Annotated in this window: 22 protein-coding genes; 16 read left to right on the top strand and 6 right to left on the bottom strand. The window is 67.2% G+C overall.

Annotated elements, in window-relative coordinates; genetic code table 11:
* Nucleotides 1-7 precede the first annotated feature (7 nt).
* The 4 genes from AB0M65_RS15920 (at nucleotide 8) to AB0M65_RS15905 (ending at nucleotide 3,533) form a co-directional block, all read left to right on the top strand.
* Complete coding sequence (locus tag AB0M65_RS15920; protein ID WP_364027604.1) at nucleotides 8-760, top strand: helix-turn-helix domain-containing protein; 753 nt, start codon at nucleotides 8-10, stop codon at nucleotides 758-760.
* A 54-nt stretch (nucleotides 761-814) separates the two neighbouring features.
* Nucleotides 815-1,237 (top strand): VOC family protein, encoded by a 423-nt coding sequence (locus AB0M65_RS15915; RefSeq protein ID WP_364027601.1) that lies wholly within the window; start codon nucleotides 815-817, stop codon nucleotides 1,235-1,237.
* A 572-nt stretch (nucleotides 1,238-1,809) separates the two neighbouring features.
* Complete coding sequence (locus tag AB0M65_RS15910; protein ID WP_364027598.1) at nucleotides 1,810-2,253, top strand: helix-turn-helix domain-containing protein; 444 nt, start codon at nucleotides 1,810-1,812, stop codon at nucleotides 2,251-2,253.
* A gap of 398 nt (nucleotides 2,254-2,651) precedes the next feature.
* Nucleotides 2,652-3,533 carry a sigma-70 family RNA polymerase sigma factor gene (locus tag AB0M65_RS15905; RefSeq protein ID WP_364027595.1) on the top strand — a complete coding sequence of 294 codons (882 nt, stop codon included), beginning with the start codon at nucleotides 2,652-2,654 and terminating at the stop codon, nucleotides 3,531-3,533.
* 64 nt (nucleotides 3,534-3,597) lie between these two features.
* On the opposite strand, the gene AB0M65_RS15900 is transcribed toward AB0M65_RS15905, so the two are convergent.
* The 4 genes from AB0M65_RS15900 to AB0M65_RS15885 form a co-directional block, all read right to left on the bottom strand.
* Entirely contained in the window at nucleotides 3,598-3,957 is a 360-nt protein-coding gene (locus AB0M65_RS15900; RefSeq protein WP_364027592.1) for an ankyrin repeat domain-containing protein, read from the bottom strand.
* 778 nt (nucleotides 3,958-4,735) lie between these two features.
* Nucleotides 4,736-5,137 (bottom strand): nuclear transport factor 2 family protein, encoded by a 402-nt coding sequence (locus AB0M65_RS15895; RefSeq protein ID WP_364027590.1) that lies wholly within the window; start codon nucleotides 5,135-5,137, stop codon nucleotides 4,736-4,738.
* Nucleotides 5,138-5,453: 316 nt separating this feature from the next.
* The gene (locus AB0M65_RS15890; RefSeq protein ID WP_364027587.1) at nucleotides 5,454-5,660 is read right to left on the bottom strand and encodes a hypothetical protein; all 207 of its coding nucleotides are present in this window, start codon (nucleotides 5,658-5,660) and stop codon (nucleotides 5,454-5,456) included.
* A 15-nt stretch (nucleotides 5,661-5,675) separates the two neighbouring features.
* Nucleotides 5,676-5,939, bottom strand: a complete 264-nt coding sequence (locus AB0M65_RS15885; protein ID WP_364027584.1) for a hypothetical protein — start codon at nucleotides 5,937-5,939, stop codon at nucleotides 5,676-5,678.
* A 234-nt stretch (nucleotides 5,940-6,173) separates the two neighbouring features.
* Between AB0M65_RS15885 and AB0M65_RS15880 the strand changes: the two genes are divergently transcribed.
* The 3 genes from AB0M65_RS15880 (at nucleotide 6,174) to AB0M65_RS15870 (ending at nucleotide 8,954) form a co-directional block, all read left to right on the top strand.
* The gene (locus tag AB0M65_RS15880; protein ID WP_364027581.1) at nucleotides 6,174-7,658 is read left to right on the top strand and encodes an amidohydrolase family protein; all 1,485 of its coding nucleotides are present in this window, start codon (nucleotides 6,174-6,176) and stop codon (nucleotides 7,656-7,658) included.
* A 44-nt stretch (nucleotides 7,659-7,702) separates the two neighbouring features.
* Nucleotides 7,703-8,203, top strand: coding sequence for a DUF1772 domain-containing protein (locus AB0M65_RS15875; RefSeq protein ID WP_364027578.1), 501 nt, complete (start codon nucleotides 7,703-7,705; stop codon nucleotides 8,201-8,203).
* 265 nt (nucleotides 8,204-8,468) lie between these two features.
* Nucleotides 8,469-8,954, top strand: a complete 486-nt coding sequence (locus AB0M65_RS15870) for an EF-hand domain-containing protein (RefSeq protein ID WP_364027575.1) — start codon at nucleotides 8,469-8,471, stop codon at nucleotides 8,952-8,954.
* A 181-nt stretch (nucleotides 8,955-9,135) separates the two neighbouring features.
* Here the strand turns inward: AB0M65_RS15870 and AB0M65_RS15865 are convergent, their stop codons facing one another.
* On the bottom strand, nucleotides 9,136-10,329 hold the full coding sequence (locus AB0M65_RS15865; protein ID WP_364027572.1) for a cytochrome P450: 1,194 nt from the start codon (nucleotides 10,327-10,329) through the stop codon (nucleotides 9,136-9,138).
* Nucleotides 10,330-10,727: 398 nt separating this feature from the next.
* On the opposite strand from AB0M65_RS15865, the gene AB0M65_RS15860 reads away from it, so the two are divergent.
* The 9 genes from AB0M65_RS15860 (at nucleotide 10,728) to AB0M65_RS15820 (ending at nucleotide 21,666) form a co-directional block, all read left to right on the top strand.
* Nucleotides 10,728-11,774 carry a streptomycin biosynthesis protein gene (locus tag AB0M65_RS15860; protein ID WP_364027569.1) on the top strand — a complete coding sequence of 349 codons (1,047 nt, stop codon included), beginning with the start codon at nucleotides 10,728-10,730 and terminating at the stop codon, nucleotides 11,772-11,774.
* 6 nt (nucleotides 11,775-11,780) lie between these two features.
* A complete protein-coding gene (locus AB0M65_RS15855) occupies nucleotides 11,781-12,779 on the top strand; it encodes an NAD(P)-dependent oxidoreductase (RefSeq protein WP_364027566.1) in 999 nt (332 codons plus the stop codon).
* A 105-nt stretch (nucleotides 12,780-12,884) separates the two neighbouring features.
* Nucleotides 12,885-14,591 carry a prenyltransferase/squalene oxidase repeat-containing protein gene (locus AB0M65_RS15850; protein WP_364027563.1) on the top strand — a complete coding sequence of 569 codons (1,707 nt, stop codon included), beginning with the start codon at nucleotides 12,885-12,887 and terminating at the stop codon, nucleotides 14,589-14,591.
* Nucleotides 14,588-15,958, top strand: a complete 1,371-nt coding sequence (locus AB0M65_RS15845; RefSeq protein WP_364027560.1) for a cytochrome P450 — start codon at nucleotides 14,588-14,590, stop codon at nucleotides 15,956-15,958. Before AB0M65_RS15850 ends, AB0M65_RS15845 begins: the two co-directional genes overlap by 4 nt.
* 8 nt (nucleotides 15,959-15,966) lie before the next feature.
* On the top strand, nucleotides 15,967-17,154 hold the full coding sequence (locus tag AB0M65_RS15840; RefSeq protein WP_364027557.1) for a cytochrome P450: 1,188 nt from the start codon (nucleotides 15,967-15,969) through the stop codon (nucleotides 17,152-17,154).
* A 25-nt stretch (nucleotides 17,155-17,179) separates the two neighbouring features.
* Nucleotides 17,180-18,451, top strand: a complete 1,272-nt coding sequence (locus AB0M65_RS15835; protein ID WP_364027554.1) for a cytochrome P450 — start codon at nucleotides 17,180-17,182, stop codon at nucleotides 18,449-18,451.
* Nucleotides 18,451-19,617, top strand: a complete 1,167-nt coding sequence (locus AB0M65_RS15830; RefSeq protein ID WP_364027551.1) for a macrolide family glycosyltransferase — start codon at nucleotides 18,451-18,453, stop codon at nucleotides 19,615-19,617. Before AB0M65_RS15835 ends, AB0M65_RS15830 begins: the two co-directional genes overlap by 1 nt.
* Complete coding sequence (locus tag AB0M65_RS15825) at nucleotides 19,614-20,795, top strand: cytochrome P450 (protein ID WP_364027548.1); 1,182 nt, start codon at nucleotides 19,614-19,616, stop codon at nucleotides 20,793-20,795. The genes AB0M65_RS15830 and AB0M65_RS15825 overlap by 4 nt, the downstream gene beginning before the upstream one ends.
* Before the next feature lie 43 nt (nucleotides 20,796-20,838).
* A complete protein-coding gene (locus tag AB0M65_RS15820; protein ID WP_364027545.1) occupies nucleotides 20,839-21,666 on the top strand; it encodes a phytanoyl-CoA dioxygenase family protein in 828 nt (275 codons plus the stop codon).
* 451 nt (nucleotides 21,667-22,117) lie between these two features.
* On the opposite strand, the gene AB0M65_RS15815 is transcribed toward AB0M65_RS15820, so the two are convergent.
* Complete coding sequence (locus tag AB0M65_RS15815; RefSeq protein WP_364027542.1) at nucleotides 22,118-23,092, bottom strand: UbiA family prenyltransferase; 975 nt, start codon at nucleotides 23,090-23,092, stop codon at nucleotides 22,118-22,120.
* Nucleotides 23,093-23,145: the final 53 nt, after the last annotated feature.

Genomic DNA, 23,145 nt, shown 5'->3' with positions numbered 1-23,145 from the left:
CTTGACCGTGAGTCTTGATCTCGATGGTGGCGTCGAGCAGCGTCCGTCCGATTCTCCGTATGTGGAGCGGGTTTATCGCGCTGGGAAGGGTGCCGTGGTGGTGCCGGCGCGGATGCGGTCCCTCGCGAACTCGAATTGGGAGCTCGTGGTGTGGCGGGCCCGGGGCGAGACGCAGGTGACAGTGCGCGGCCCTGAGACAGGTCCCACTGTGCTGGACCTCGACCCGAGCTTGGGTGAGGGGCATACGATCGGGATCATCTTCCGGCACGGCGCCTTCCTGTCGCCGATGCCGGTGCCCCGGCTGGTCGACACCGCCGTGTCGAGTCCGCACACCACGGCCCACTCGTTCATTCTGCAAGGCGAGGAATGGGAAACGCCGACCTACGACAACGCCGACGTCTTCGTGAACCGCCTGATCCGTGCCGGATTGCTGATGCGCGATCCGCTGGTCGCCGATGTGCTCCGCGGGGACACGGCCACTTTGGTCACACCGCGGTCGGTGCAGCGGCGGGTGGCCGCGGCGACCGGGTTGACCCAGGGCGCGATCCGGCAGATCGAGCGAGCCAGGCAGGCCGTGATGTTGCTGGGCCAGGGGATGGCCGCGATCGAAGTCGTGCAGCAGGTCGGATACCACGATCAACCACACCTGGCGCGCTCACTGACCCGGTTCGCCGGACGCACGGCATCCCAGCTGAGGCAGGCCAGCGGCGACGAGATGTTGTCGCTTCTGTACAAGACCGAGGTCGCGGTAGGCCCCTAGATTTCGTGGTGACACCGGGAGCGCCCGGCACACCGACATCCTGAAGGGCATCTCATGCCAATCTCGCAAATCTACGTCAATCTGCCGGTCACCGACCTGGAAGCGAGCACGAAGGTCTACCTGGCGATGGGGGGAACGGTCAATCCGGAGTTCAGCGGTGACACCTCTGTCCAAGTGGTGTTCGCCGACGCGATCCTGGTGCAGCTGATGACACGCGGGACCTTCGCGACGTTCACCAAGCGCACCACAGCGGACGGCCCGATCGAGGTGATCAACGCATTGGCCGCCGGGTCGCGCGAAGAAGTGGACCGCCTGGTCGACGCGGCGCTCGCCGCGGGTGCCACCGAGCCACGTGCGGCTCAGGACATGGGCTGGCTGTACAACCGGGCCGTCGACGACCCGGACGGACACTCCTGGGAGCTGCTGGCCTACAACGCGCACGCCCTGGGCGACGACACGACCGCCGGTCAGGATTGACGCCGGAAAGGGGGGAACCACCCGCCCAGCGACCAGTCGTGCGGCGAGGACCGTAGTCGGCCGGGGCACGGCCAGTACGGTGTTGGTCCACGCTGGCGAAGATGACGCCGGTGTGGAGGTGGGCGGGGTGGAAGTGGCCGGTTCCCGGCGTACGTGCGCATCGGAACCGGCCACAGCGGCCAGGTGGTGTGATCCAGGGGGAGGGTCGCGCGGGGACTGTCCGGCAGACATCCCCTCGGCCCTCTCCGGCGGCGGCCGCGACGAGCCGGTCAGGAGGTGGCGAGCTGGACGACTGGTCGAAAGTGGCGTTGTCGGGGTCGCCGCGGCTGGTGTGGTGTGGTCCGCCGGAGGCTGCGCGGGGACCGTCGTGCGCCTCGACTCGCGACGCTGCCATCGGCGGCGGCCGGTGATACACGCTGCATCACCGGACTCGCTTCGGGTGTGAACCACCGGGGTGTGATCTGCGTGGATCGAGCTTGCGCGTACGTGGGTCTGATGGTTCCATTGTCTTAGAGTTACAGATACAGGTGCAAGCCTGATCGGATGTAACTGTAGATCGTAGTAGGGAAGTGATGACCGTGTCGACGCTGGTGGGTACGACGGATCGTGATGTTGTGCTGGCCGACAAGCGCGACCAGCGGCAAGCCCAGGAACTGGCGAACCTCCTCCCACGCCGCGGTGCCAGATTTACCGCGGACACCGGCGGGGGAGACGAGACCATCCCGGTGCCGGTGGAGCTATCCCAGATCATCACCCAGGTCGTTCAAGCCGTGGCCCTCGGGCAGACCGTCACGGTCAGCTCGATGCCCGAGGAACTCAGCACCACCGCGGCGGCCAAGCTCCTCGGTATCTCCCGGCCCACGCTGATGCGCATGGTCAACGCCGGTGACATACCGGCCCGCAAGGTCGGCTCGCACACGCGCCTGCGGACCGTTGACGTGCTCGAAGAGCAACGAGCCCGCCGGCAGCGGCAGATCGCCGCGTTCGACGAACTTCGTGCACTCGAAGACGACTGAAACATAAGGGTGCACGGCCGTTCCGGCCGCGACCGGGACGGCCGATAACCTCGTGCGGTGGTGGTCCCAACGCGAGTGTTCGTCGACGCGAACGTCCTGTACTCCCGAACCCTGCGGGACTGCCCGAGCCTGCGACCCGGCCACCGAACCCGGTTGGCGGCGTGTTCGTGAAGGTGCACAGCTGCGTACGGGTGAATGTGCCCAGTTCCTGACGCAAGGCCACGGTGATTCATGAGCGGAGCCGCTGACCCCATGCACGCGGGAGGACCTGACGCTCGTCGGCAAGCGACTGTCCAGCCAGGACATCCCCGGTACACGGTGAGCCGGGCCAGGCATGTCACATTCGCCGTGTCTGGGGGTTCACCCTTGTGGGCCCTGGCGATGGGATGGTGTGACCGATGGACGAGAACGAGTGGCTGGCCGAGCGCTTCGAGCAGTACCGGCCCCGGCTGCGGGCGGTGGCCTATCGAATGCTCGGCTCGCTGGCCGACGCGGATGACGCTGTCCAGGATGCCTGGCTGCGGCTGAGCAGGTCCGATGCCGAACAGATCGACAACCTCGGCGGATGGTTGACCACCGTCGTCGCCCGGGAGTGCCTGCATATGCTGCGCTCTCGCCGACGCCGCCGGGAGGATCCGCTCGCCACGCACCCGCCCGACCTGGTCGCCATCCCGGACGGGGACCTCGACCCCGAGCAGGAGGCGTTGCTGGCCGACTCGGTGAGCTTGGCCCTGCTCATCGTGCTCGACCAGCTCACCCCGGCCGAGCGGTTGTCGTTCGTGCTGCACGACATGTTCGAACTGCCCTTCGAGGAGATCGCCGGCATCGCGGGCCGCACCCCGGCCGCCGCACGGCAACTCGCCAGCCGGGCACGGCGCCGGGTGAACGGCGCCGAAATCCCATCACCGGACCTGGATCTGGCGCGCCAGCGGCAGGTCGTCCGCGCCTTCTACGCGGCTGCGTGGACCGGCGACTTCGACGCCCTCGTCCAGGTCCTCGACCCCGACGTCGTCCTGCGCACCGACTTCGGCACCACCCGGCCGCCCACCGTCGTCCGCGGCGCGCCCGCCGTGGCCACGCAGGCCCGAGCCCCACGCGGTGGCGAACTGCGCCCCGCCCTGATCAACGGCGCGATCGGAACGTTGATCACCCGCGACGGGCGGCCGTTCTCCATCATGGCCTTCACCGTCGCGGGCGACAAGATCGTCAGGATCGACATCATCCGCGACCCCGACCGCGTCCACCGCCTCGCGTCCGCTGTACTCAACCGCACGGAGTGAGCCCACCTTGCGAGCCCTATGTCGACGAGCTGGGGCTGATGCCACGTGACCGGGCGGCGCGGCATCAGGCCAGGGATTCGAGATATTTCTGGGTTTCCGGCTTCTTGAAGTACTGCGCCCAGCCCGCCGGCTGCGCGTTGAACCCGGGTTCGCGGGCGGTGTGGTCGGCACCGTGCTCGACCAGCAGGCGCGCGATCGACAGCTCGCCCGCTGCCGCCGCATAGTGCAGGGCGGTGGCGCCGGCGGCGGTGACGCCGTGGACGCCGAAGCCAAGATCGATCAGCAGCCGGACCGTTGACCAGTTGCGTGCCTCGGCCATCCGTGTAACCAGTTCTGCGTGCCGATCGCGCAGCCCGGGATCGGTGACCAGCATCGACCGCATCGTCGCTTCGTCAGCGGCCTCGGCGGCTTCTACGAACTGCATTGTGTCCTCCTCGTGTGGTTGCACTCGTACCTATGAGCCCAGACGGCGAGCCGATGTGACAGGGCGAAGCGCTCGAACTGCTGCTGCCCGACGAGAACCGCCCTGCCCGACGAAGACGACGACCGGCGACCCGTAAACCCGACGGCAACAGTTTCGCCACATCACTCGACCGAACCGACTCCAGTGCCACCCTCCCTGACTTCCGGAGATTTCAACTGCAACACAGACAACGGACACGACCCTTCGCTACACGGCGTACGGAAGCGCGCACTGTAGCGAGGTCACCGAGAGAACTTTTCACGGCATTTGATCAAAAGATCACGCACATATCATTTAAGTGCGGGACAGGTCATGGTCCTCCGGAAACTACGATAATGGCTGATTTGCGGGCCGTGTGGCTCCCGCGTAGTCGTCGCCGGAATGGCGGTATGTAAAGCCCTACGTGCCTGATTTTCGTGGGTGGGCCGTAGCTTCGTTCTTGGCGTGCTGGCACCGCGTCCAGCACCAGCTCCACGGTGGCGAGGAAGCTCTCGCGGGTGAAGCCGACGGGTTCGATGCGGCGACCGTAGTGAGCCAGCGCGGGAAAGTCCGTCGGGTCGGCGCCCAGCGTGGCCACCCGGAAGGTTTCCAGTCTCCGCTTTTGTTCGGTCGGGCCGCTGGCTCGGCCGGCCGCGTGCGCGGAGATCAGGGACACGGACAAGGTCACCAGCCGGTGGTACCACTCGGGGACAGCAGCTCCCTCGATGGTCGTGCGCAGGAGGATCGGGCCGGTGCTGCATCAGGGTGCGGCCGACGGAAAGTCCATGATGCCGGTGGCTTGCGACCAGACACAACGCCACGTGCCGCCGGCATGGGTGTAGACGTCGGTGTGCCAGGCCTCGTGCCGCGGGATGTCCGCGCCGTCGACGGTGAGTTCGATAACGCACCGGTAGCGGAGGACGACGACGTCGGTGCCGACGATGGCGTCCACGTCGCCGGTCAGCCCGAGTTCCCGGTAGGCGACCCGCCCGGTGGTGAGGAGATCCAGGTATTCGGCCTTCGTCCACACGGTGCCGGTCGGGTTGCACAACCGGTACTCCGCGGCGTGCAAGCGGTCGTAGGTGCCGAGATCCACGTCGAGGAGACATCGGATCCGATCCTGCTCGGCCTTGATCACTTGGCCTGCCACATCGTCGGTCATACCCGCTCCTGTTCACTCGTGCGGTTCCGGTCGGCGACACATGCGCCTACAACCAGGTCAGAAGGCGTAGAGGTGGTCTCTCGCTGGCGCCATTGTGCCGGTGCCGCGCCCTTGAGCATGGCCGTCGGCTACACGGTATCGGGGGATCAGGAGAGTACGTCACGGCTCAGTGCTCGCCGAAGAGTGGCCGCTTCGGTGAGCGCGGCCGATGACTTCGCCCCCTTGGGAGACGGCCGGCGGCAGCCGTCTCCCAAGCGTTCGGGCCCGATCGACGCTCGCTGGACGTTCGAGGTCGGCGTCGTGCGGGCGGAATAGCTCAGTCCTGCAGGCGACTGCGCAGCTGAGTGTGCACGGCTGCGGCAAACGCGTGTGGATCCTTCGACGGTTCTCCGGGAATCTCGACAGGGGTCACGGTCTGGCCGTCCTGAGCCCTGACTCCCGTCTGTGCGGTCTTGTCCGCTGAGGGGATGCTGAACCCGAGCACGTTGCCCTGCGCGTCATGGACGATGTCGATTCTGGCCATGGTCGGTTCCTCCTGTTACCGGTTCGGGGTCGCGATGGCGGTGGGCTGGTAGTAGACGTAGTCGGACCCGTTGTTGCGCAGATGTACCCACAACGTGTTGTTTTTCGCCCACTCTTCAACGATCTGGATGGAGCCATTGGCGGGAGACCAGTCCGTGGGGACGACGCTCATCCTCGACCAGTGCCCCCCATCGAAGAGCCAGGTGAACCACCTCCACTCCTCCTGGCCTGGAGCCAACGCGATGACCCCCCACTGCGTGAAATCAACTTGCACAGCCATGGATTACCCCTTCCGTGCCCTTGTCGAGTGGACGCCGAGCGGCTCCGCCATACCCATGGGCGTGGCGGCGACTGCTGCCTGGCCTCAACCCCGACGATCGCAGGACCAGCGACGCGCGGCCACAGCCTTCGGGCACCCTTCGGGGCGGGCGGATCCGCCCACGTAGGCGCACTCCGAGTACTCGTTAGGTCAGACACGTTGTCACCTTTAACTCGATGCTCTATATTTGACAGCATGTCAAAGTTAACTAAGGGTGTCCGGCGACGCGAGGTGTTGCGCGCAGGAGTGGTCATGGCGGCGGCGGCCGCGGTGCCCGCGCGTGAGGCCGAGGGGATACCGCTGAACCGGGATCGGGTACGCGCGTTGACCGGTGTCACGGTCATCGACACCGCGGGGACTCCGGCACGGCGCGACGTGACCGTGCTTATCCGGGGCGAGCGGATCATCGCGCTGGGCAGCCGCGGGGATATCCCGGATGGGGCGGAGATCGTCGAGCTGCCCGGCAAGTTCGTGATCCCCGGGTTGTGTGACGCCCACGTGCACAGCATTCCGTCGGAGCGGATCTCGCCGCCGCTCTATCTGGCCAACGGCGTCACCATGGTCCGAGAGATGTCCGGTTCCCCGCTGCTGCACCACTGGCGTGACCGGATCAGCCGCGGCGAGTTGCTCGGACCGCGGTCGGTGATCGCGAGCCGCATCATCGACGGGGCGCCCACCGTCGGCGACCCGGCGACGTTCGTGGAGGTGGCCACCGAGACGCAGGCACGGGACGCGGTCCGGCAGGCCAAACAGGACGGCGCGGACTTCGTGAAGGTGTACTCCAGGCTCCCCGGCGATCTGCATCGGGTGATCGCCGACGAGGCCCGCAGGCAGCGGATCCCGTTCGCCGGGCACTGTCCGGACGCGGTGCCGCTCAGCGCGGCGAGCAAGTCCGGCCAGTACAGCATCGAACACCTCCACTCCACCTGGTTCGACACCTCCACGCGGGAACACGAACTGCGTGCCCGGATCGCCGCGCTGAAGATCGGCCAGGGCGACTACGTGACCTGGATGCGTGAACTTCACCGGCTCGAATGGGACGCGGCCAACAGCTACAGCGCGCGAAAGGCGGCCACCGTGTTCGCCACGCTGGCCCGCCACCAAACCCGGGTGGTCCCGACCCTTTCGGTGTATCGGGTGCTGGACCGGCCGGACGAGGTCGACCTCGCCGACGAGCGGCTCCGATACGTGCCGGTGGCGATGGTCGACGGCTGGCGCTGGGCCCTCGAGAACATCATCAAGGCAGGCTGGACACCGGAGGAGGTCGCCCAGCGGCGCGCCCTGCTCGATCGACGGCTGGCCTTCGTGCGGGAACTGACCCGAGCCGGAGTGCCAGTCGTCGCCGGGACCGACGGCGGCGACGTGCCGTTCGTCATTCCCGGATTCAGCCTGCACGACGAACTCGCCACGCTGGTGCGGGCCGGACTCTCCCCGCTGCGCGCCTTGCGGGCCGCGACCCTGGAACCCGCGCGCATGCTCGGCCTCGACGACGTACTCGGCACCGTGACGCCCGGCAAATTCGCCGACCTGGTGGTGCTCGACGCCGATCCGCTGGCGGATATCCGCAACACCAGCCGCATCCACGCCGTCCTCACCCGCGGACGGCTCATCACCGCCGAACAGCGGGTCCGGATGCTCGACGGCATCGCCGCCGCGGCCGCCGAACCTGCCCCATCCTGAACACCGATCCCGTGCCCCACAATGAGAACGTAGGAGACATCCCCATGCCCATCCGATTGGTGACCGGGCTCGCGCTGCTGTCCACCGGCCTGCTCGCGGGCGCCTTCGGTTATGGCGCCGTCAACGTCGCGACCACCTTCAACGTGGTGCCACTCGACGTGCGCCTGACCTTCCACTCCGCCCTGATGCAGAGGAACGGCGTCGTCATGCAAACCGCGATGGCGGCGGCCACGGTGAGTTCGCTCGCCCTGGCCGTACTGAGCCGGGGCGCCTCGCGCTACCTGGCAGGCACGGCAGGTGCGCTGGCGATCGCCTCGTTCCTGATCACCCGCTTCGGCAACGTGCCGATCAACGGCCAGATCAAGATCTGGGCTGTCACCACGGCCCCCGCCGACTACCCGGCGATCCTGCAGCGGTGGGAGACCTTCAACGTGGTTCGTACGCTCACCGCGCTCGTCGCGTTCGGGCTGATCATCGTGATCGCCGTCCACCGCACCCGATCCCCGAAAGCCGACCGCCGGGCGGCGGTTCCCGCGCCGGCGTGACAGCTTGAAGTTTGTCATTCAATGGCCGCTTGGTGGTCTGGTCACCCGGCATCACTGACAAGCGGACTCGTCTGCGAATGAGGTTTACGCTTTGTTCCGCGTGTGCTGCCTGCTGCCCACACTATCGAGTGGAGGCCGGGTGCTGGCGGCTGACGCCTGTTGTGCTCGTGCCTGGAGACTCGCACCCTGTTAATTGGTAATCCATCGACCGCCACCTATCCCGAGGGAATATCAGATGTCTAGCAGAACTGCGGATCCTGTTGACGTGACGATTGAAGCGGAGTTCGACAAACTGGACCTCAACCACGACGGCCACCTCGAATGGTCGGACTACGAGACCCTCATCGACCGCTACCGGCAGACGGCGGGTGTGAGCGAGAACGACCGCCGGATCAGGGAACTCCAGGCCTTTTACCAAATGCACTGGATGGAGTTGCTGCGTCACGCCGATGTCGAGGGGGATCGCTTGTCGAAGGACCAGTTCGTCGGTGCGACTCGTCTCGCCACGACCGACACGAGCCGGATCAACGTCGCTCAGGTCGGCGGCCACGTGATCTTCGATCTCGTCGATGCCGACGGCGATGGCGAAATCAGTAAAGACGAACTCTCGCGCTACCTCCAAGGCGTCTGGCAGATCGATGAGTCCGACGCGAAATACGGCTTCGACGCGCTGGACACCGACAAGGACGGCACAATTTCGAGGGCCGAGTTCGTCAACGGCATTCAGGAAGTACTGACCCCGAACCGCTGACCGCGGCCGAACGGGTGATGTTTCTGTCTGAATGGTGTGACAAATTATCCCGGATGCAACTGATATTACTGCTTCGCTAGGCCATTCATGGCTTGTGTCGGCACGTACGTCCTCCGTCTTGAAGTGTTTCAGCGACGGTTGACGTACGTGCCGACGTGTGTTCCGGCTGGTCAGGCGGGAGTCACCACCGTACGAGCAGCCGTTCGAGCCCACCGACGACCAGTCCGTCCCGAATCGCCAGATCGGCGGGCGGTTCGGCGAGTTCGAGCGTGGGAAGCATGCGTAGCAGCACCTGCAGCACGACGGTCAGTTCGACCCGGGCGAGTGCTTGGCCGACACACCCATGCGGTCCGATACCGAACGCGAGATGCGGGTTCGGGGTGCGGTACAGGTCCATGCGGTCGGCGTCGGCGAAGGCGCCGTCGTCCCGGTTGGCCGCACCCAAACTGCATACGACCATGGTGCCGCCCGGTAATGTGCGGTCGGCGACCCGGACCTCGGCGGAGAGGTAGCGCGGTACCCCGAAGCCCGGGTTGGCGTCGAAGCGCAGCACTTCCTCGATGGCGGTGCGGGCCAGGCCGGGTTCGGCGTGCAGCCGCGCCCAGCCGCCCGGTTCGGCGAGCAGCAGCGCGACCATCTTGCCGATCATGCCTGCCGTCGTCTCGTACCCGGCTACCAGCAGACCCTGACTGGTGCCGATGAGTATCTCCTCGGAGAGCTGCCCGTCGAACTCATCGGTGAACCGGATGAACTCGCTGATCAGGTCGTCACCAGGGGCGGCCCGTTTGGCGGCGATATGCGCCGCGAAGTAGGCGCTGAACTCCGCCTGCGCGGCATCGATCTCCGCTTGCGTGAACCGGGTCATGGTGAGCATGGTGTCCGACCAATGCGTGAACCGGTCCCGGTCGGTCTCGGGCACCCCGAGCTGGTCGCAGATCACCCATCTCGGCAACGGAAACCCCAGTCCTCCCAGTAGGTCGGCCGGTGCGCCATGCTCGATCATCGCGGTGAGGAGCGACTCGGCCATCTTCTCGATCCGCGGACGCATCGCCTGTACACGTTTGGGCGCGAAGGCCCTGCTGATGACTTGCCGCCAGCGTTGGTGCAGTTCGTCCTCTGTCAGCTTCTCGCCGAAGACCCCGCCGCCCTCGTTCGCGGTGACACGCGCGGCGTCGGCACCGTTGGGGTGCCGGGTGAACCGCGAGTCGGAGAGCACCCGCCGGACGTCGTCGTACCGGGTGAGCAGCAGGGCCTGGTCCCCGCTGGGCAACCGCACCGGCGCCACCGGCTCGTCCACCCGCAGCACTGCCCATTCCGACGGCGGGCTGAGCGCGTCAGGCAGACGGAACGGGTAGGCGGGCACGTTTTCGCTCATGGACGACTCCCGACATCGACTCGGCCATGGCCTGAGTCGGTTGCTCAATTCCGGTTAGGACTGACTTCCACCAAGATCGCATGAGGACGATAACGGCACGGCTGTGCTCGCGCACCTACGAAGGCGTCCGGTCACGGACACGCGCGGGGGCGGTTGGGGAAAAACACATTCGGTTTCCACTCTTTGTGCGAGTACAGGTCCGGATCTCGTCACGTACGGTGCTGTCCCGCGGCCTCGGCCGGAACACCCGATCTTGCGAAAAGTCCCGCGAGGGCTTGTTGTTTTGTTCGCTGACTCATAAAGGTAGGTGTTGATCAATGGTGTCGCGGCCCGCTGCCGGGCCGGGCGGCCGACGAATGTTCTCCGGCAACTGACTGTGTACTGAAGGGCGGGTTTGGATGGATCGCGAACGCTGTGGAGAAGCTGGGCACGCCGCCGGCCGCAGCGACGCCGACACACCATCGATCTGGCATAGCTACAACTCGGACAAGGTGTCTTCCGGGCTGGTACCGGTCAGCTTGTTGCGGCTCGGTGCGTTGCCGCGGGTGGGCGGGGTGGACGACGAACACGTCGATGTGCTGGCGAAACTGGATATCCGCCTGCCGCCGATCATCGTGCACCGGCCGACCATGCGGGTGATCGACGGTGCCCACCGGCTACGGGCCGCCGAACTCGGCGCTCGCGAGCACATCGAGGCGCGGTTCTTCGACGGTGACGAGCATGATGCTTTCGTGCTCGCGGTGGAGGCGAACACGGCCAACGGCCTGCCCCTCTCGCTGACCGACCGCAAGATGGCGGCCGCACGGATCATCCTGACCCACCCGAACCGGTCGGACCGGTGGATCGCGCAGGTCACCGGCCTGGCCGCGACCACCATCGGTTCGATCCGCAAGTGTTCGAGTGTCGAGGACGCGCGGTCGAACACGCGGATCGGCAGGGATGGCAGGCTGCGCCCGCTGGACAGCTCGGATGGCAGGCGGCTGGCCGGAGAACTCCTGCTGGCCGACCCGAACAGGTCGTTGCGCGATATCGCCAAGGCGGCGGGTATCGCGCCGTCCACCGTACTCGATGTGCGCAACCGGCTGGGTCTTGGCAAGGATTTGGTGCCCGCGCAACGGAAAAGCACGTCGCGTACCGGAACCGGCTCCGCGCAGCGTCAGGTGATCGCCGGGGCTGTACCGGACCTGGACCCGGTGACGATCATGCAGACCCTGCGCAGGGATCCGTCGCTGCGGTTCAGCGAGGCGGGCCGGGCGCTGCTGCGCTGGCTGGAGGCGCATATCGTCGCCAGCCAGGCCACGGTGCCACCGGTGGCCGGTATCCCGGGGCACTGTCTCCACACGATCGCGGATCTGGCCCGGCACAACGCCCGGTTCTGGGCGGCGTTCAGCGAGCAGGCCGACGAACTGGAACACAACGGCCGGCGGGTCGAACGGGCCCGGTAACCCGACATGCGGTGCACTGACCCCGTTCGCACCGGTCGCGTGGTGCTGATCACCGGTGGCCGCGGTTTCGTCGGCACGCACCTTGCCGCCGGCCTGGCGCGGCAGGGGCAGCGGGTGGTCGTCGCCGACCGGCTGGCCTGGCCGGACGAGCTGGTCGAGTCCGCCCGCATGGACGTGGCGTCCTTCGCCGGGTGCGTCGAGCTCGTGCGCGCGGTGGAGCCGCACGTCGTGTTCCACCTGGCCGCGTCTTCGACGATCGACTCGGCGTTCAGCGATCCGCACACCTCGCTGGTCACCAATATCGGCGGGACGATGAACATGCTCGAGGCGGTGCGGACCGTCCGCGGCGACCGGACCAGGTTCGTCCTGGCCTCGACGGACAAGGTCTACGGGGAACTGACCGGCGACGCGTACTTGGAAACCTCGCCACTCGACGCGCGTGGTGTCTACGACGTGGGCAAGATGTCCGCGGACAACCTGGTGCGGCTCTACGGCGGCGAACTCGGCCTGCCGGTCACGACTTTGCGGCTGTGCAACGTCTTCGGCCCAGGTGATCCGAACATCGCGTCGCGAATCGTGCCGCGGACGCTGAGCAGGCTCTTCGACGTGGCCGGGCCACAGCCGCCGGTGATCTACCGAGGATCGATGGCGCATGGCCGCGACTATGTCTATGTGACGGACGTGGTCCGTGCGCTCACGACGGTGGCCTTCGACCCGCGGGCGTGCGGCGAGGTGTTCAACATGGCGCCGGCCGCCTACCGTACGACGCTCGATCTGGTGGAGGAACTGATCGAGCGGTCCGGAAAGGCCTGCGAGCCGTATGACGCGGACTGGGCGGACGCCATTCGCAAGAACGGTTATGAAGTAGTCGCCGAAAGGGGTATGCCCAGTGCGCTGGAAAAGCAGCACTGCGACGCGACGAAACTCGGTGCTCTGGGTTTTTCCAATCAGGTTTCGATGTGCGAAGGGCTGCGCCGCACCATTGTCTCGTTCCTGCGCTGGTGACCTCGGCGAACATGCCGTTCGCTTGTCACACGGGTGTCGTCGTGGCTACGTTCGGTACGCCACAAGGCTTTCGCAGAGTTTCGTACTACGGGAAGGCGGAGCAGGTTGGAGGTCCAACAGCTTCAGGTACGAGCCGAGAAGGCCGCCGAACGGGCGATCACGCACCTGTACGGCAGGCAGCGGGAGGACGGCTCCTGGGTGGACCGGCTGTCCTCCTCCGCGATCGCCACCGCACTCGGCGCGCTTTCGCTCAACCGCGCCGATCCGGTCGGTTATCAGGACGATGTCGACGCGGCCGTCCGGTGGCTGCGCGAATACCAGCGGGAAGACGGCGGCTGGGCGATGGCCGACGCCGAGTGGCCGAGCAGCCCGGGGATGACCGCGTTCGCACTGGCGGCGTTGCACGAGATCGACCCGGAGGCCTCACACGGAGCCATCGGGCGCGCGCGGGTGTTCCTCGACGAGAACGACGCGGTGAACGTCATTCCCGGCTTGACGGGTGAGGCGCCGAAGACCTGGCCCGCCGCGCTGCCGATCATCTGGGGGCTGACCGGACTGCGTGACTTCGCACAGCAGCCGGACCTGCCGGTCGAGACGATCCTGGTGCCGCGCCGCTGGCGCAACAAGGTGTCCATCGCGTTGCCCGCCATTCTCGGCCTTGGCGTCATGCAGAGCCGGACGCTGAAACGTGGCCCGCTCCGCGGTCTTCTCGGCCGGATCGCGGAGCCGAAGGCACTTGACTGGCTGCGGGAGATCTCCGGCACCAACGGCGGCATCGAGGAATGCCCGATGATCGCCGGTTTCGTCTACCTCGGCCTGAGGCAGGCGGGTGTCGGCATGGACCTGCAGCTGGCATCCCTGCACTATCTGCTGCAGACACAACGCGAGGATGGCTCGTGGGCCATCGACCGGGACCTCGAAATCTCGGTCACCGCCTACGCGATCATGGCGCTGAGCGAGTTCCAGGACGTGGCGAACGAGCCGCTGCTGCGGGGAACGCGGGAATGGTTGCTGCGTAACCAATGGAACAAGCCGTTCAGTCAGTTCGGCATCCCGGCGGGTGGTTGGGGCTGGGCCAACCCCTCGGGCTGGCCGGAGTCCGAGGACACCGCGGTCGTGCTCGGCGTGCTGGCCGACCTCGGCGTGCCTCGCACACACCCCGCGGTCCAGCTCGGCATCCAGTGGCTGCTGAAGAGGCAGAACCGCGACGGATCATGGTCGGAGTGGGTGCGGGACACCCACATCATGAATGATCGGCCGTGCCCTGGTGTCACCGCCCACGTCGTCATGGCGCTGCACCGGTGGGGGCTGCCGGACTCACCCGGCTCGGCTCTGGCGCGTGCGCTGAAGTACTTGCGCGGCAAGCAAGAGAACGACGGTTCGATCTCGTCGGTGTGGTTCCGCGACAACACCCACGGCACCAGCAGGCTGCTGGAGGCGTTCGTGGACAGCGGGAGCGGCCGGGCACCCGCGGCCGGGGCGGCCAGGAAGTGGTTGCTGGCCAACCAAGCCGGGGACGGCGGATGGCCGCTGCGGCACGAACTCCCGCCGGAGGGCAGTACCGCCGAGGAGACGGCGTGGGCTTTGTTCGCGTTGCTGAAGGCCGATGAGGACCCGCGCGGCCCGGCCATCCTGCGGGCCGTGGAGTGGCTGGTGAACCACCAGGACGACCAGGGTACGTGGCGGCCGGGCAACGTCGGGCTGTACTTCGACGACCTTTGCTACACCGATGACCTGATAGCGCATACGTTCGCGCTGCGCGGCCTCGGCCGGTGGATCAAGATGATCAGCCGCCGTGGTGACCTCCGATGACGAGTGTCCATTCGCGACAGAACCGGGCCGCGACGCCGCCAGGGCCGAAGCTGCCCGCGGTGGTGCAGACCCTGCTGTGGGCCGCGGCACCGGTGAAGTTCGGCAAGGCATGCCTGCGGCGCTACGGATCGTTGTTCACCGCACGTATCCTCGGGTTCGGCGACGTCGTCTACATCTGCGCCCCCGCTGGTATCCGCCGGATCTTGCGCGACGACGCCGGTGCTTTCGACGCGGCGGGGGCCAACGAGTCGATCAGGTTCATGGTCGGTGAGTATTCGCTGCTGATGGCCGAGGGTGCCGCGCATACGAACAGGCGCAAGGTGCTGACGCGGCCCCTGCACGGCGACAATGTCGCCGCCTACGTCGAAGTGATGGTCTCCATCACGGAACAAGAGATCCGGCGGTGGCCTGCCGGCCGCACGGTCCGGCTGCTCGGCTGCTTCCAGCGGGTCACCCTGGAGGTGATGATCCGGGCGGTCTTCGGCATCACCGGCTCGGCGCGGCTGAACCGGCTGCGTGAGCTGGTGCCGCGCCTGCTGGACCTCAACCCCCTGATCATCCTGCTGCCTTCAGCGCGCCGGTACTTCGGCGGATTCGGGCCGTGGGCGGCTTTCCAGCGGCTGCTGCGCGAGGTCGACCGGATCATCTACGCGGAGATCGCCGAACGCCGCGCGCGGCTGAGGGCCGACCCCGCGAGTGCGGGCGGCGATGTGCTCTCGGTTTTGCTGGGCCGCGACCAGGACAGCGAGAACATCACCGATACGGAGCTGCGCGACCACCTCGTCACCTTGCTGGCCGTCGGCCAGGAAACCACCGCCACCCAGCTGGCGTGGTTCTTCGAACGCGTGTTGCGCGCACCCGGTGCGCTCCAGCGGGTCACGGCCGCGGTCGACGGCGAGGATCGGCAGGTGCTCGACGCGGCGATCCACGAGGCGATCAGGACCCGTCCGACCACCTTGGACATCGGCCGGATCGCGGTGCGTCCGTGGGAGTACGACGGGTACCTCTTCCCGGCCGGGACGATGTTCGCGGTGTCGCTGGGCCTGCTGCACTCCTCCGGCGACCTGCACCCCGACCCCGAGGTCTACTCGATGGAGCGGTTCTTCCCCGCTGAGCCGCCGAGCGCGCATTTCATGCCCTTCGGCGGCGGCAGCCACCGGTGTCTCGGCGCGTCGCTGGCCATGGTCGAGATGCGCACGATCATCAGCACGATCCTGCGGCACGTCAGGCTGGAGGCCGCCGCCACCGCACCGGAGCGGGTCATGGCCAAGGGGCCGATGCTCGTCCCGCGCCGGGGCGCGGAGGTGGTCGTCACCGAGAACCACTTGCTGTCCGGCACCACGTCAGCCGTACCGGTCCGGGAGTGAGGCCGCGGATGTCCGCCCGTCTCTTCCCGTTCCCGCGTGCGTCCGAACTGGACATCGAGCCGGAGTACCGGGCACTGCAACGACTGGAGCCGGTCAGCCGGGTGGCTTTCCCCTATGGCGAGGAAGCCTGGCTGGTCACCCGCCACGCCGATGTCCGCACGGTACTGGCCGATCCGCGGTTCTCCCGCGCCGCCGCACAGCGGCGCGACGTCCCGCGAGTCACCGAGGAGTGCTTCTCCGGCGGCCTCGTCGCGATGGACCCGCCAGAGCACACGCGGGTCCGATCGATCTGCCGTCACGCGTTCACCCGCCCCACCGTGGCGCGGTTGCGTGAACGCGCCACGGTGATCGCGACGGAACTGATCAAGGACGCGCTGGCGGGTGAGACCTTCGACGGCGTCGAGGAGTTCGCTTTGCCGTTCACCCTGAAAATGATCTGCGAGATGCTCGGTGTGCCCTACGCCGATCGTGAGCACTTCCGGTTCTGGGCCGAGGCCGGCCTGGCGACCACCTCGATTTCCGAGGACGACCGGTGGGCCGCGACCGGGAAGATGTGGGACTACGTCGCGGCTCTGGTGGCCGAGCGGCGGCAGCGGCCACGGGAAGACCTGATCTCCGCCATGGTCGCGGTGCAGGCCGGGACCGGCGGCGTGACCGACGACGAGCTGGTGATCGTCGTGATGACCATCCTCGTGGCCGGCTACGAGACGACGTCCACCCAGCTGCCGAACTTCATGTACACGCTGCTGGAGGACCCCGGCCGGTTTCGGGCACTGGCGGGCGACCCGCTGTCGATTCCGCCGGCGGTCGAGGAACTGATGCGTTACGTGCCCTTGGAGGCCAACGGTACGACCCCGCGCTACGCGGTCGAGGACGTGGTGCTCAGCGGTGTCCTGATCGAGGCCGGGGCGCCCGTCGTGCCCGCGTGCGCGATCGCCAACCGGGACCCGGACGTCTTCGCCGACCCGGACCGGCTGGACTTCGGCCGCGATCCCAACCCGCACCTCGGTTTCGGCGCCGGTGCCCATTTCTGCCTCGGCGCGCCGCTGGCACGGCTGGAACTGCGGGTGGCACTGGAGGTGCTGACCTCGGTGGCACCGGGACTACGGCTGGCGCACGGAGAAGACGCCATCGACTGGAAGACCGGGATGCTCGTACGCGGCCCGTCCCGGCTGACACTGACCGGCAGTGCCTGAGCACGGCGCAGGAGCGGAGAAAGCGATGACAGCACCTGGATCTCCACCCGGACCGGCACTCGCCGCGACCGTGACGTCCCGGGAACCACCGCCGGTGGAACGGTTCCGGCCCGCCGATCTGGACGAGCGGGACTGGCGCGGCCTGCGCGCCACCTGCCCGGTGTCGCGGGCCACCGGGCCGGACGGCTCGCGGGTCTGGCTGGTCAGCCGCTACCAGGACATCCGCAAAGTACTGGCAGGCCAGACCTTCAGCGTCTCGCCGATCGACCAGGAGCACGGCGGAGGGACGGCGGAGGCCAACGAGTCGATCTTCCAGGATCCACCCGCACATACCCGGCTGCGTGGCCTGGTCGCCGGCCCGTTCGCGATCGGCCATGTCGGGCGCTACCGGGATGCCATCCGGGCCAAGGCCGACCAGCTGCTCAGGTTGATGGGTGCCACGGCCGGGCCGGTCGACGTGATGGAGGACTTCGCCAAACCGCTGACCATGAACGTCATCTCCGAGGTGGTCGGTGTGCCGGAGCCGGACCGGGCGATGTTCCAGCGGTTGTCCGACCAGTTGCTCGTGCCGCTGTCCGAGGCACAGGGAGTGGTGGCACTCGAGGGATGGAAGCAGCTCAACGACTATGTGCGTGACCTGATCGCGCGACGGCGGCGCACCACCGGCTCCGACGGCGACGACCTGCTCGCGCACCTCATCCGGGCCCAGCAGGACGAGGGCGCGGTGGACGACGTCGAGCTGGCAACCATGGTGCTCGGCCTGCCGGTCGCCGGCTACGTCAGCACGGCCAACGCGATCGCCGTGGCCGTGCGTTACCTGCTGGAGTTCGGGTGGCTGGACCGGCTGCGCACCGCGCCGGACGGGCCGGAGCTGCGTAAGAAGTTTGTCGAGGAGGTGCTGCGCGTCCAGTCCGGCGACAACGGCGAGTCGATGCCGCGGTTCGCCGCCGAAGACATTCAGCTCGGCGACGTCACCATCCACAAAGGAGACATGGTGGTGGCTCCGCTGGTGGCGGCGAACCGGGACGACGCACTGTTCGCCGACCCGGATACGTTCGACCCCCGGCGGCCCGGTCTGGTCAGACATGTCGCGTTCGGCTTCGGCGTTCACCGCTGCCTCGGCGCCAACCTCGCCCGGCTGGAACTGCAGGTCGTCACCGACGCGCTGGCCGGGTGCGGACTCGATTTCCGGCTGCTGGAGAAGTGGAAAGCAGTGCCATGGAAGGTGAACATGCTCGGTGACCGGTTCCCGGAACGGATGCTCGTCCACGCGACCGTCGCGAACGGGGCCCGCTGATGAACAAGCACGTCCTGTTCGCGTCCACCCCGGCCTGGGGGCACGTGTACCCGGTGCTGGCGGGTCTCGCCGAGCTGGCCCGGCGCGGTCACCGGGTGAGTTGCCTGGCGTCCGCGAGCTTCGCGCCCGAAATCGGCAAGGTCGCCGGTGCGGTGACCTATGACTCTCCCATGGACTCCGCGCGGGTGGAACTGTCCGATATGGACACTGTGCTTCCGTTGATGCTCCAGGAGACACGGGCGTCCTACTCGGCGCTCGAAAGCGTCGTCCGCGAGTGCCGGCCGGACGTGATCGTGTCGGACGTGCTGGCGATGTCAGGATGGCTGCTGGGCCGGGCCTACGACATCCCGGTGGTCCGCACGTGGCCCGTCTTCGCGTCGAACGCGGAGTTCTCACTGCACCAGGATTACGAATCGCGGACCGACACCGACGAGTCGATGACGGCGTTCTTCGGTGACGTGGGGGCCTTCTTGGACGAGATCGGCCTGGCAGCCGAGGTTTCACCGGAGCAGTTCTTCGACAACGAGGCCGAGCGCAACATAGTGCTGTTCCCGCGTGAGGTCCAGCCGCGCGGCGAGACCTTCGACTCGCGGTTCACGTTCATCACACCGTGTATCCGACCGGCCGAACAGTCGCCGGAACTGGCTTGGCTGAGTAATTCCGCGCCGCTGGCGGTGGTTTCGCTCGGCACTGTGTTCAATGAGAAGATCGGGTTCTTCCGCACCTGCGTGGAGGGCGTCGACGGGCTCGGCTGGTACGTCGCCGCCGCGCTGGGGGACAAGGTTTCCCCGGCGGACGTCGGCCCGGTCTCCGAACGAGTGCTGCTGCGGGCAAAACTGCCGATGATCGACTCGTTGCGGCACGCGTCGGTCGCGATCACCCACGGCGGGCTGACCAGCACGATGGAGGCGCTGGCGCAGGGGGTTCCGGTGCTGATCGCACCGCAGATCGGCGAGCAGCGCGGTGTCGCGGACAGTATCGAGGCGCTCGGGCTCGGCGTGCGGTTGGACGAGCCGTTCACCGCGGAGGAACTGGCGGACGTGGTGAAGCAGGTCGCCGAGGACGCGGAGATGGCCGAACGGCTGACCCGGTTCGCTCAGCGGCTGCGTGGTGGGTGCGGTGGCGACGAGTTCGCCGACGCCGTCGAAGTGGCGTTCCCGGCATGACCGAAACGAGAGAGACGGTGGACTATCCGTTCGCCCGAGACTCGATCATCGACCCCGCCCCGGCACTGGCACGGCTGCGTGAGGCCGCGCCGATCCAGAAGGTCCGGATGGCAGGCGGGGGAGAGGCGTGGCTTGTCACGCGATACCGGGACGTGCGCGAAGTACTGAGCAGTCCCGCCTTCGGCACGCGATATCCCGGGGTGATCCCCACCGCGGATGAGGACAACCTCGCCGCCGGTTTCCTGTTCCTCAAAGACCCGCCCGAGCACACCCGGTTGCGCCGCAACGTGACCCGGGCGTTCACCGCCCGCCGGATCGCCGAGCTGCGTGAACGCGCGCTGGAGGTCGCCGACGGCCTCGTCACCACGATGCTGGCCAAGGGTGGAGTGGTGGACCTGCAGGAGGAATTCGCCTACCCGCTGCCGATCGCGATCATCTCCGAGCTGCTGGGCGTCCGCTCCGCCGACCGCGGCCGGTTCCGCCGCTGGGCGGATATCGTGCTGCGTTCGGTCAGCGGTTCCGCGCCGGACACCGGGGCCGCGTTCGGGGATCTGCAAAGGTTCGTCGTCGATCTGGTCGGGTCCAAACCGGACGGTGACGATCTGCTCAGCGACCTGATGCGCCGGTCCAGCGAGCCGGACGGGCTGAACCGGCTGGAGATCTCCTCGATGGCGATGGGTTTGCTGATGGCCGGATACGTCACCACCGCGTCCGCCATCTCACACGGCCTGCTTCGGTTGTTCGAGAACCCGGCGGTGCTGCACCGGCTGCGGACCGGTGAGCTGGAGATCGGCGGGGTGGTCGAGGAATTGCTGCGTCTGCAGGACGAGGAGGTGGGTATCCATCGGATCGCCCAGTCCGATGTGGACATTTGCGGCGTGCGGATCACCGTTGGTGAGACCGTCATCGCTTCCCGGGTCGGCGCCAACCGCGACCCCGGCGAGTTCGCCAGTGCCGACGCGATCAGCCCGGCCGCCGGTCGCAGCCCGCATCTGGCGTTCGGCCACGGTAGCCATCATTGTCTCGGCGCCGCGCTCGGCCGGATGGAGCTGGCCGTCGCGCTGGGCACCTTGGTGACCCGGATCCCGGACATCCGGTCCGCCGGTCCGCCGCACGAGGTGCTGTGGCGGGTGGAGGGCCTGGACGTGAGCATCGAGCGGCTCCCGGTCACCTGGTGACGGCCGGGGGCGGTACAGATCGAATCGAAAGGTGATGGTGGACATGGGTAAGGCAATTCCCCGGTTGACGCGGCCCTATGACACGGCGGCGGCGGACGAGGCGTTCCGCGACGAGGGCGCGGTCGTTCTGTCGGCGGCCTACTCGAGCGAGGACTGCGACACCTACGTCGCGCAAGTCCAGAGCTATCTCGCCGAACACCCGGAGGAGGCCGAGTACGCGGCGAACTCGTTGCTCGCCCAGTTCCAGGGCGACACCACGGTGACAATGCACCAGCTGATCGGCACCATCCCCTGCGTGCCGGACATGGTGCTGCACCGGGACATCGTCGCCGCCGCCCGTCGGCTGCTCGCCCCGCTGTCGGACACGATCCTGCTGATCATCGCCGAATACATGGGCCGCAAACCGGGCGCGCCCCGCCAGCAGATGCACCGTGACACGTTCTCGTGGCGGCACGCCCCGTACGGGGAGAACCCGATCGCGCTCTCGGTGATGTGCGCGATGAGCGACTTCACCGCCGAGAACGGCGCGACCTGGGTCGTCCCCGGCGCGCACGGCGGCTCGCCGCTCGAACCCCCGCCGGACTGGAGTGAAGCGGTGCAGATCGAGATGAGGAAGGGCGACGCGCTGCTGTTCCGCCAAGACCTGTTCCACGCCGGTGGCGCGAACACCACCGAATCGGACGAGCGGCATATCCTCTCGTTCGGGTTCCAGGTGGGCTGGTTGCGCCAAGTGGAGAACAGCCTGCTGAGCGTCCCGCCGGAGAAAGTCGTGGAGTTGCAGCCCGAACTGCGGGAGCTGCTGGGCTATTCGCACGAGCTGGTCCTTGGCCTCTACAAGGGCGGGGACCCGAAGAACGCGCTGAAGATCTGAACGGGTCGTGAGTGTTTGGGCACCACGGGGGGGTGCGCCCGGGACCGCGGCGTATGAAGGCCGTGTCTGTGTGACCATCAACGAGATTCCCGCCGGACACTGGGCTTCCGGCGGGACTCTCTTGTCCGAGCGCTGACCCCGCACCGGATGTCATGAAAGGGTCTTTCAAGACATTTCTTGTCCTGAAAGACCCTTTCATGACACGTCAGCGGAGCCCGACCGCCCGCATCGCGAAGAACACCTCGATCGACGTCTGCCTGATGGTCTCGGCAATCACCAGCGAACCGTGGCCCGGCTCGCCAACGGTCCACATAGGACGCCAATCGAGGTGGAATGTCCGTTTGCATCTGGTGTGACCGTATCTGCAAGTACGTGAAGGCCCCCTTCATTGCGTCTAGCGCAATGAAGGGGGCCTTCACGTACTTGCCTGACGCGAGCCACCCCAGAACACTCACGACTCGCGGGGTTCGTACCGACCGCGCATCAGCCGCCGCGCCAGCATCGTCAGCAGCAGCGACGGCACGCCGACCAGCAGGGCCATCTCGATCCGGCCGGCGGCCGCGATCAGGAACGTGCCGAGGATGATCCGCTCGACCACCACGATCTCGTGGGCCCGCAGGCTCACCGCCCGGTCGATCGGCCGCGGTGCGCGGATCACGCTGTACAACGAGACCCAGCCCAAGACGATCGCGACGGTCAGTGGCACGTAGTAGGTCACTGGATCGACCCGGTCACCGAGTACCACCGGGCAGAGCAGTGCCAGTACCACCCAGCCCACGTAAAACCGGACGAGGCCACGGACGGTCGCCTCGTCGCCGTACCGGACCGGGTAGGTGAGGTAGCCGCCCCGGCGGTCGCCGTCCCGGTCGCATAGCGCGCCGAGCAGGTTCGACCCGGAGTCGTGGACCCAGAACATCAGCGACAAGGCGACGAGTTGCGGTGCGGGCAGCGGCTGCACCGTCATCGAGCCGTAGAGCACCGTCAACGCGCTGGGCAGGCCGCGGCTGACGTTTCCCCACAGCCCTTTTCCTTTCAGCCACCGCGCGTATGCGATGCCGAATACCGTCGCCGGTATCGCGAGCAGTGCGGTCAGCGGATTGACCAGTACCGCGAGTACCATTCCCGAGCCGATGAGGAAAACCATCGCATTGCGCGCGGTGACCGGCCGGATCCGGCCGGACGGTATCGGCCGGTGCGGTTTAGTGAGGCCGTCGAGGTCACGGTCGAAATAGTCGCCGCCATACAGTGAAGCGATCCATGCGAGCGTCGGGACGAGCCAGGCCAGAAACACCAGACCGGCGTCCGCGTCCGGCCTGGTGAGAATCGCTCCGCTCAAGCCGATCGTGCCGGCGTAGAAGATGGTGTCGGGGCGGCATGCTTCGACGTGGGCGAGTAGTTGAACCCGAATCGACTGGGCACCGTGCATGATCAGGAAGGTAGCAAGAATCGCTGGTGTTCCGGCAGTACTGGACATAAGGC

It is taken from the genome of Amycolatopsis sp. NPDC051071 (assembly GCF_040682875.1).
Classification (GTDB): Bacteria; Actinomycetota; Actinomycetes; order Mycobacteriales; family Pseudonocardiaceae; genus Amycolatopsis.
This window is presented reverse-complemented; position numbering and strand designations above follow the sequence as displayed.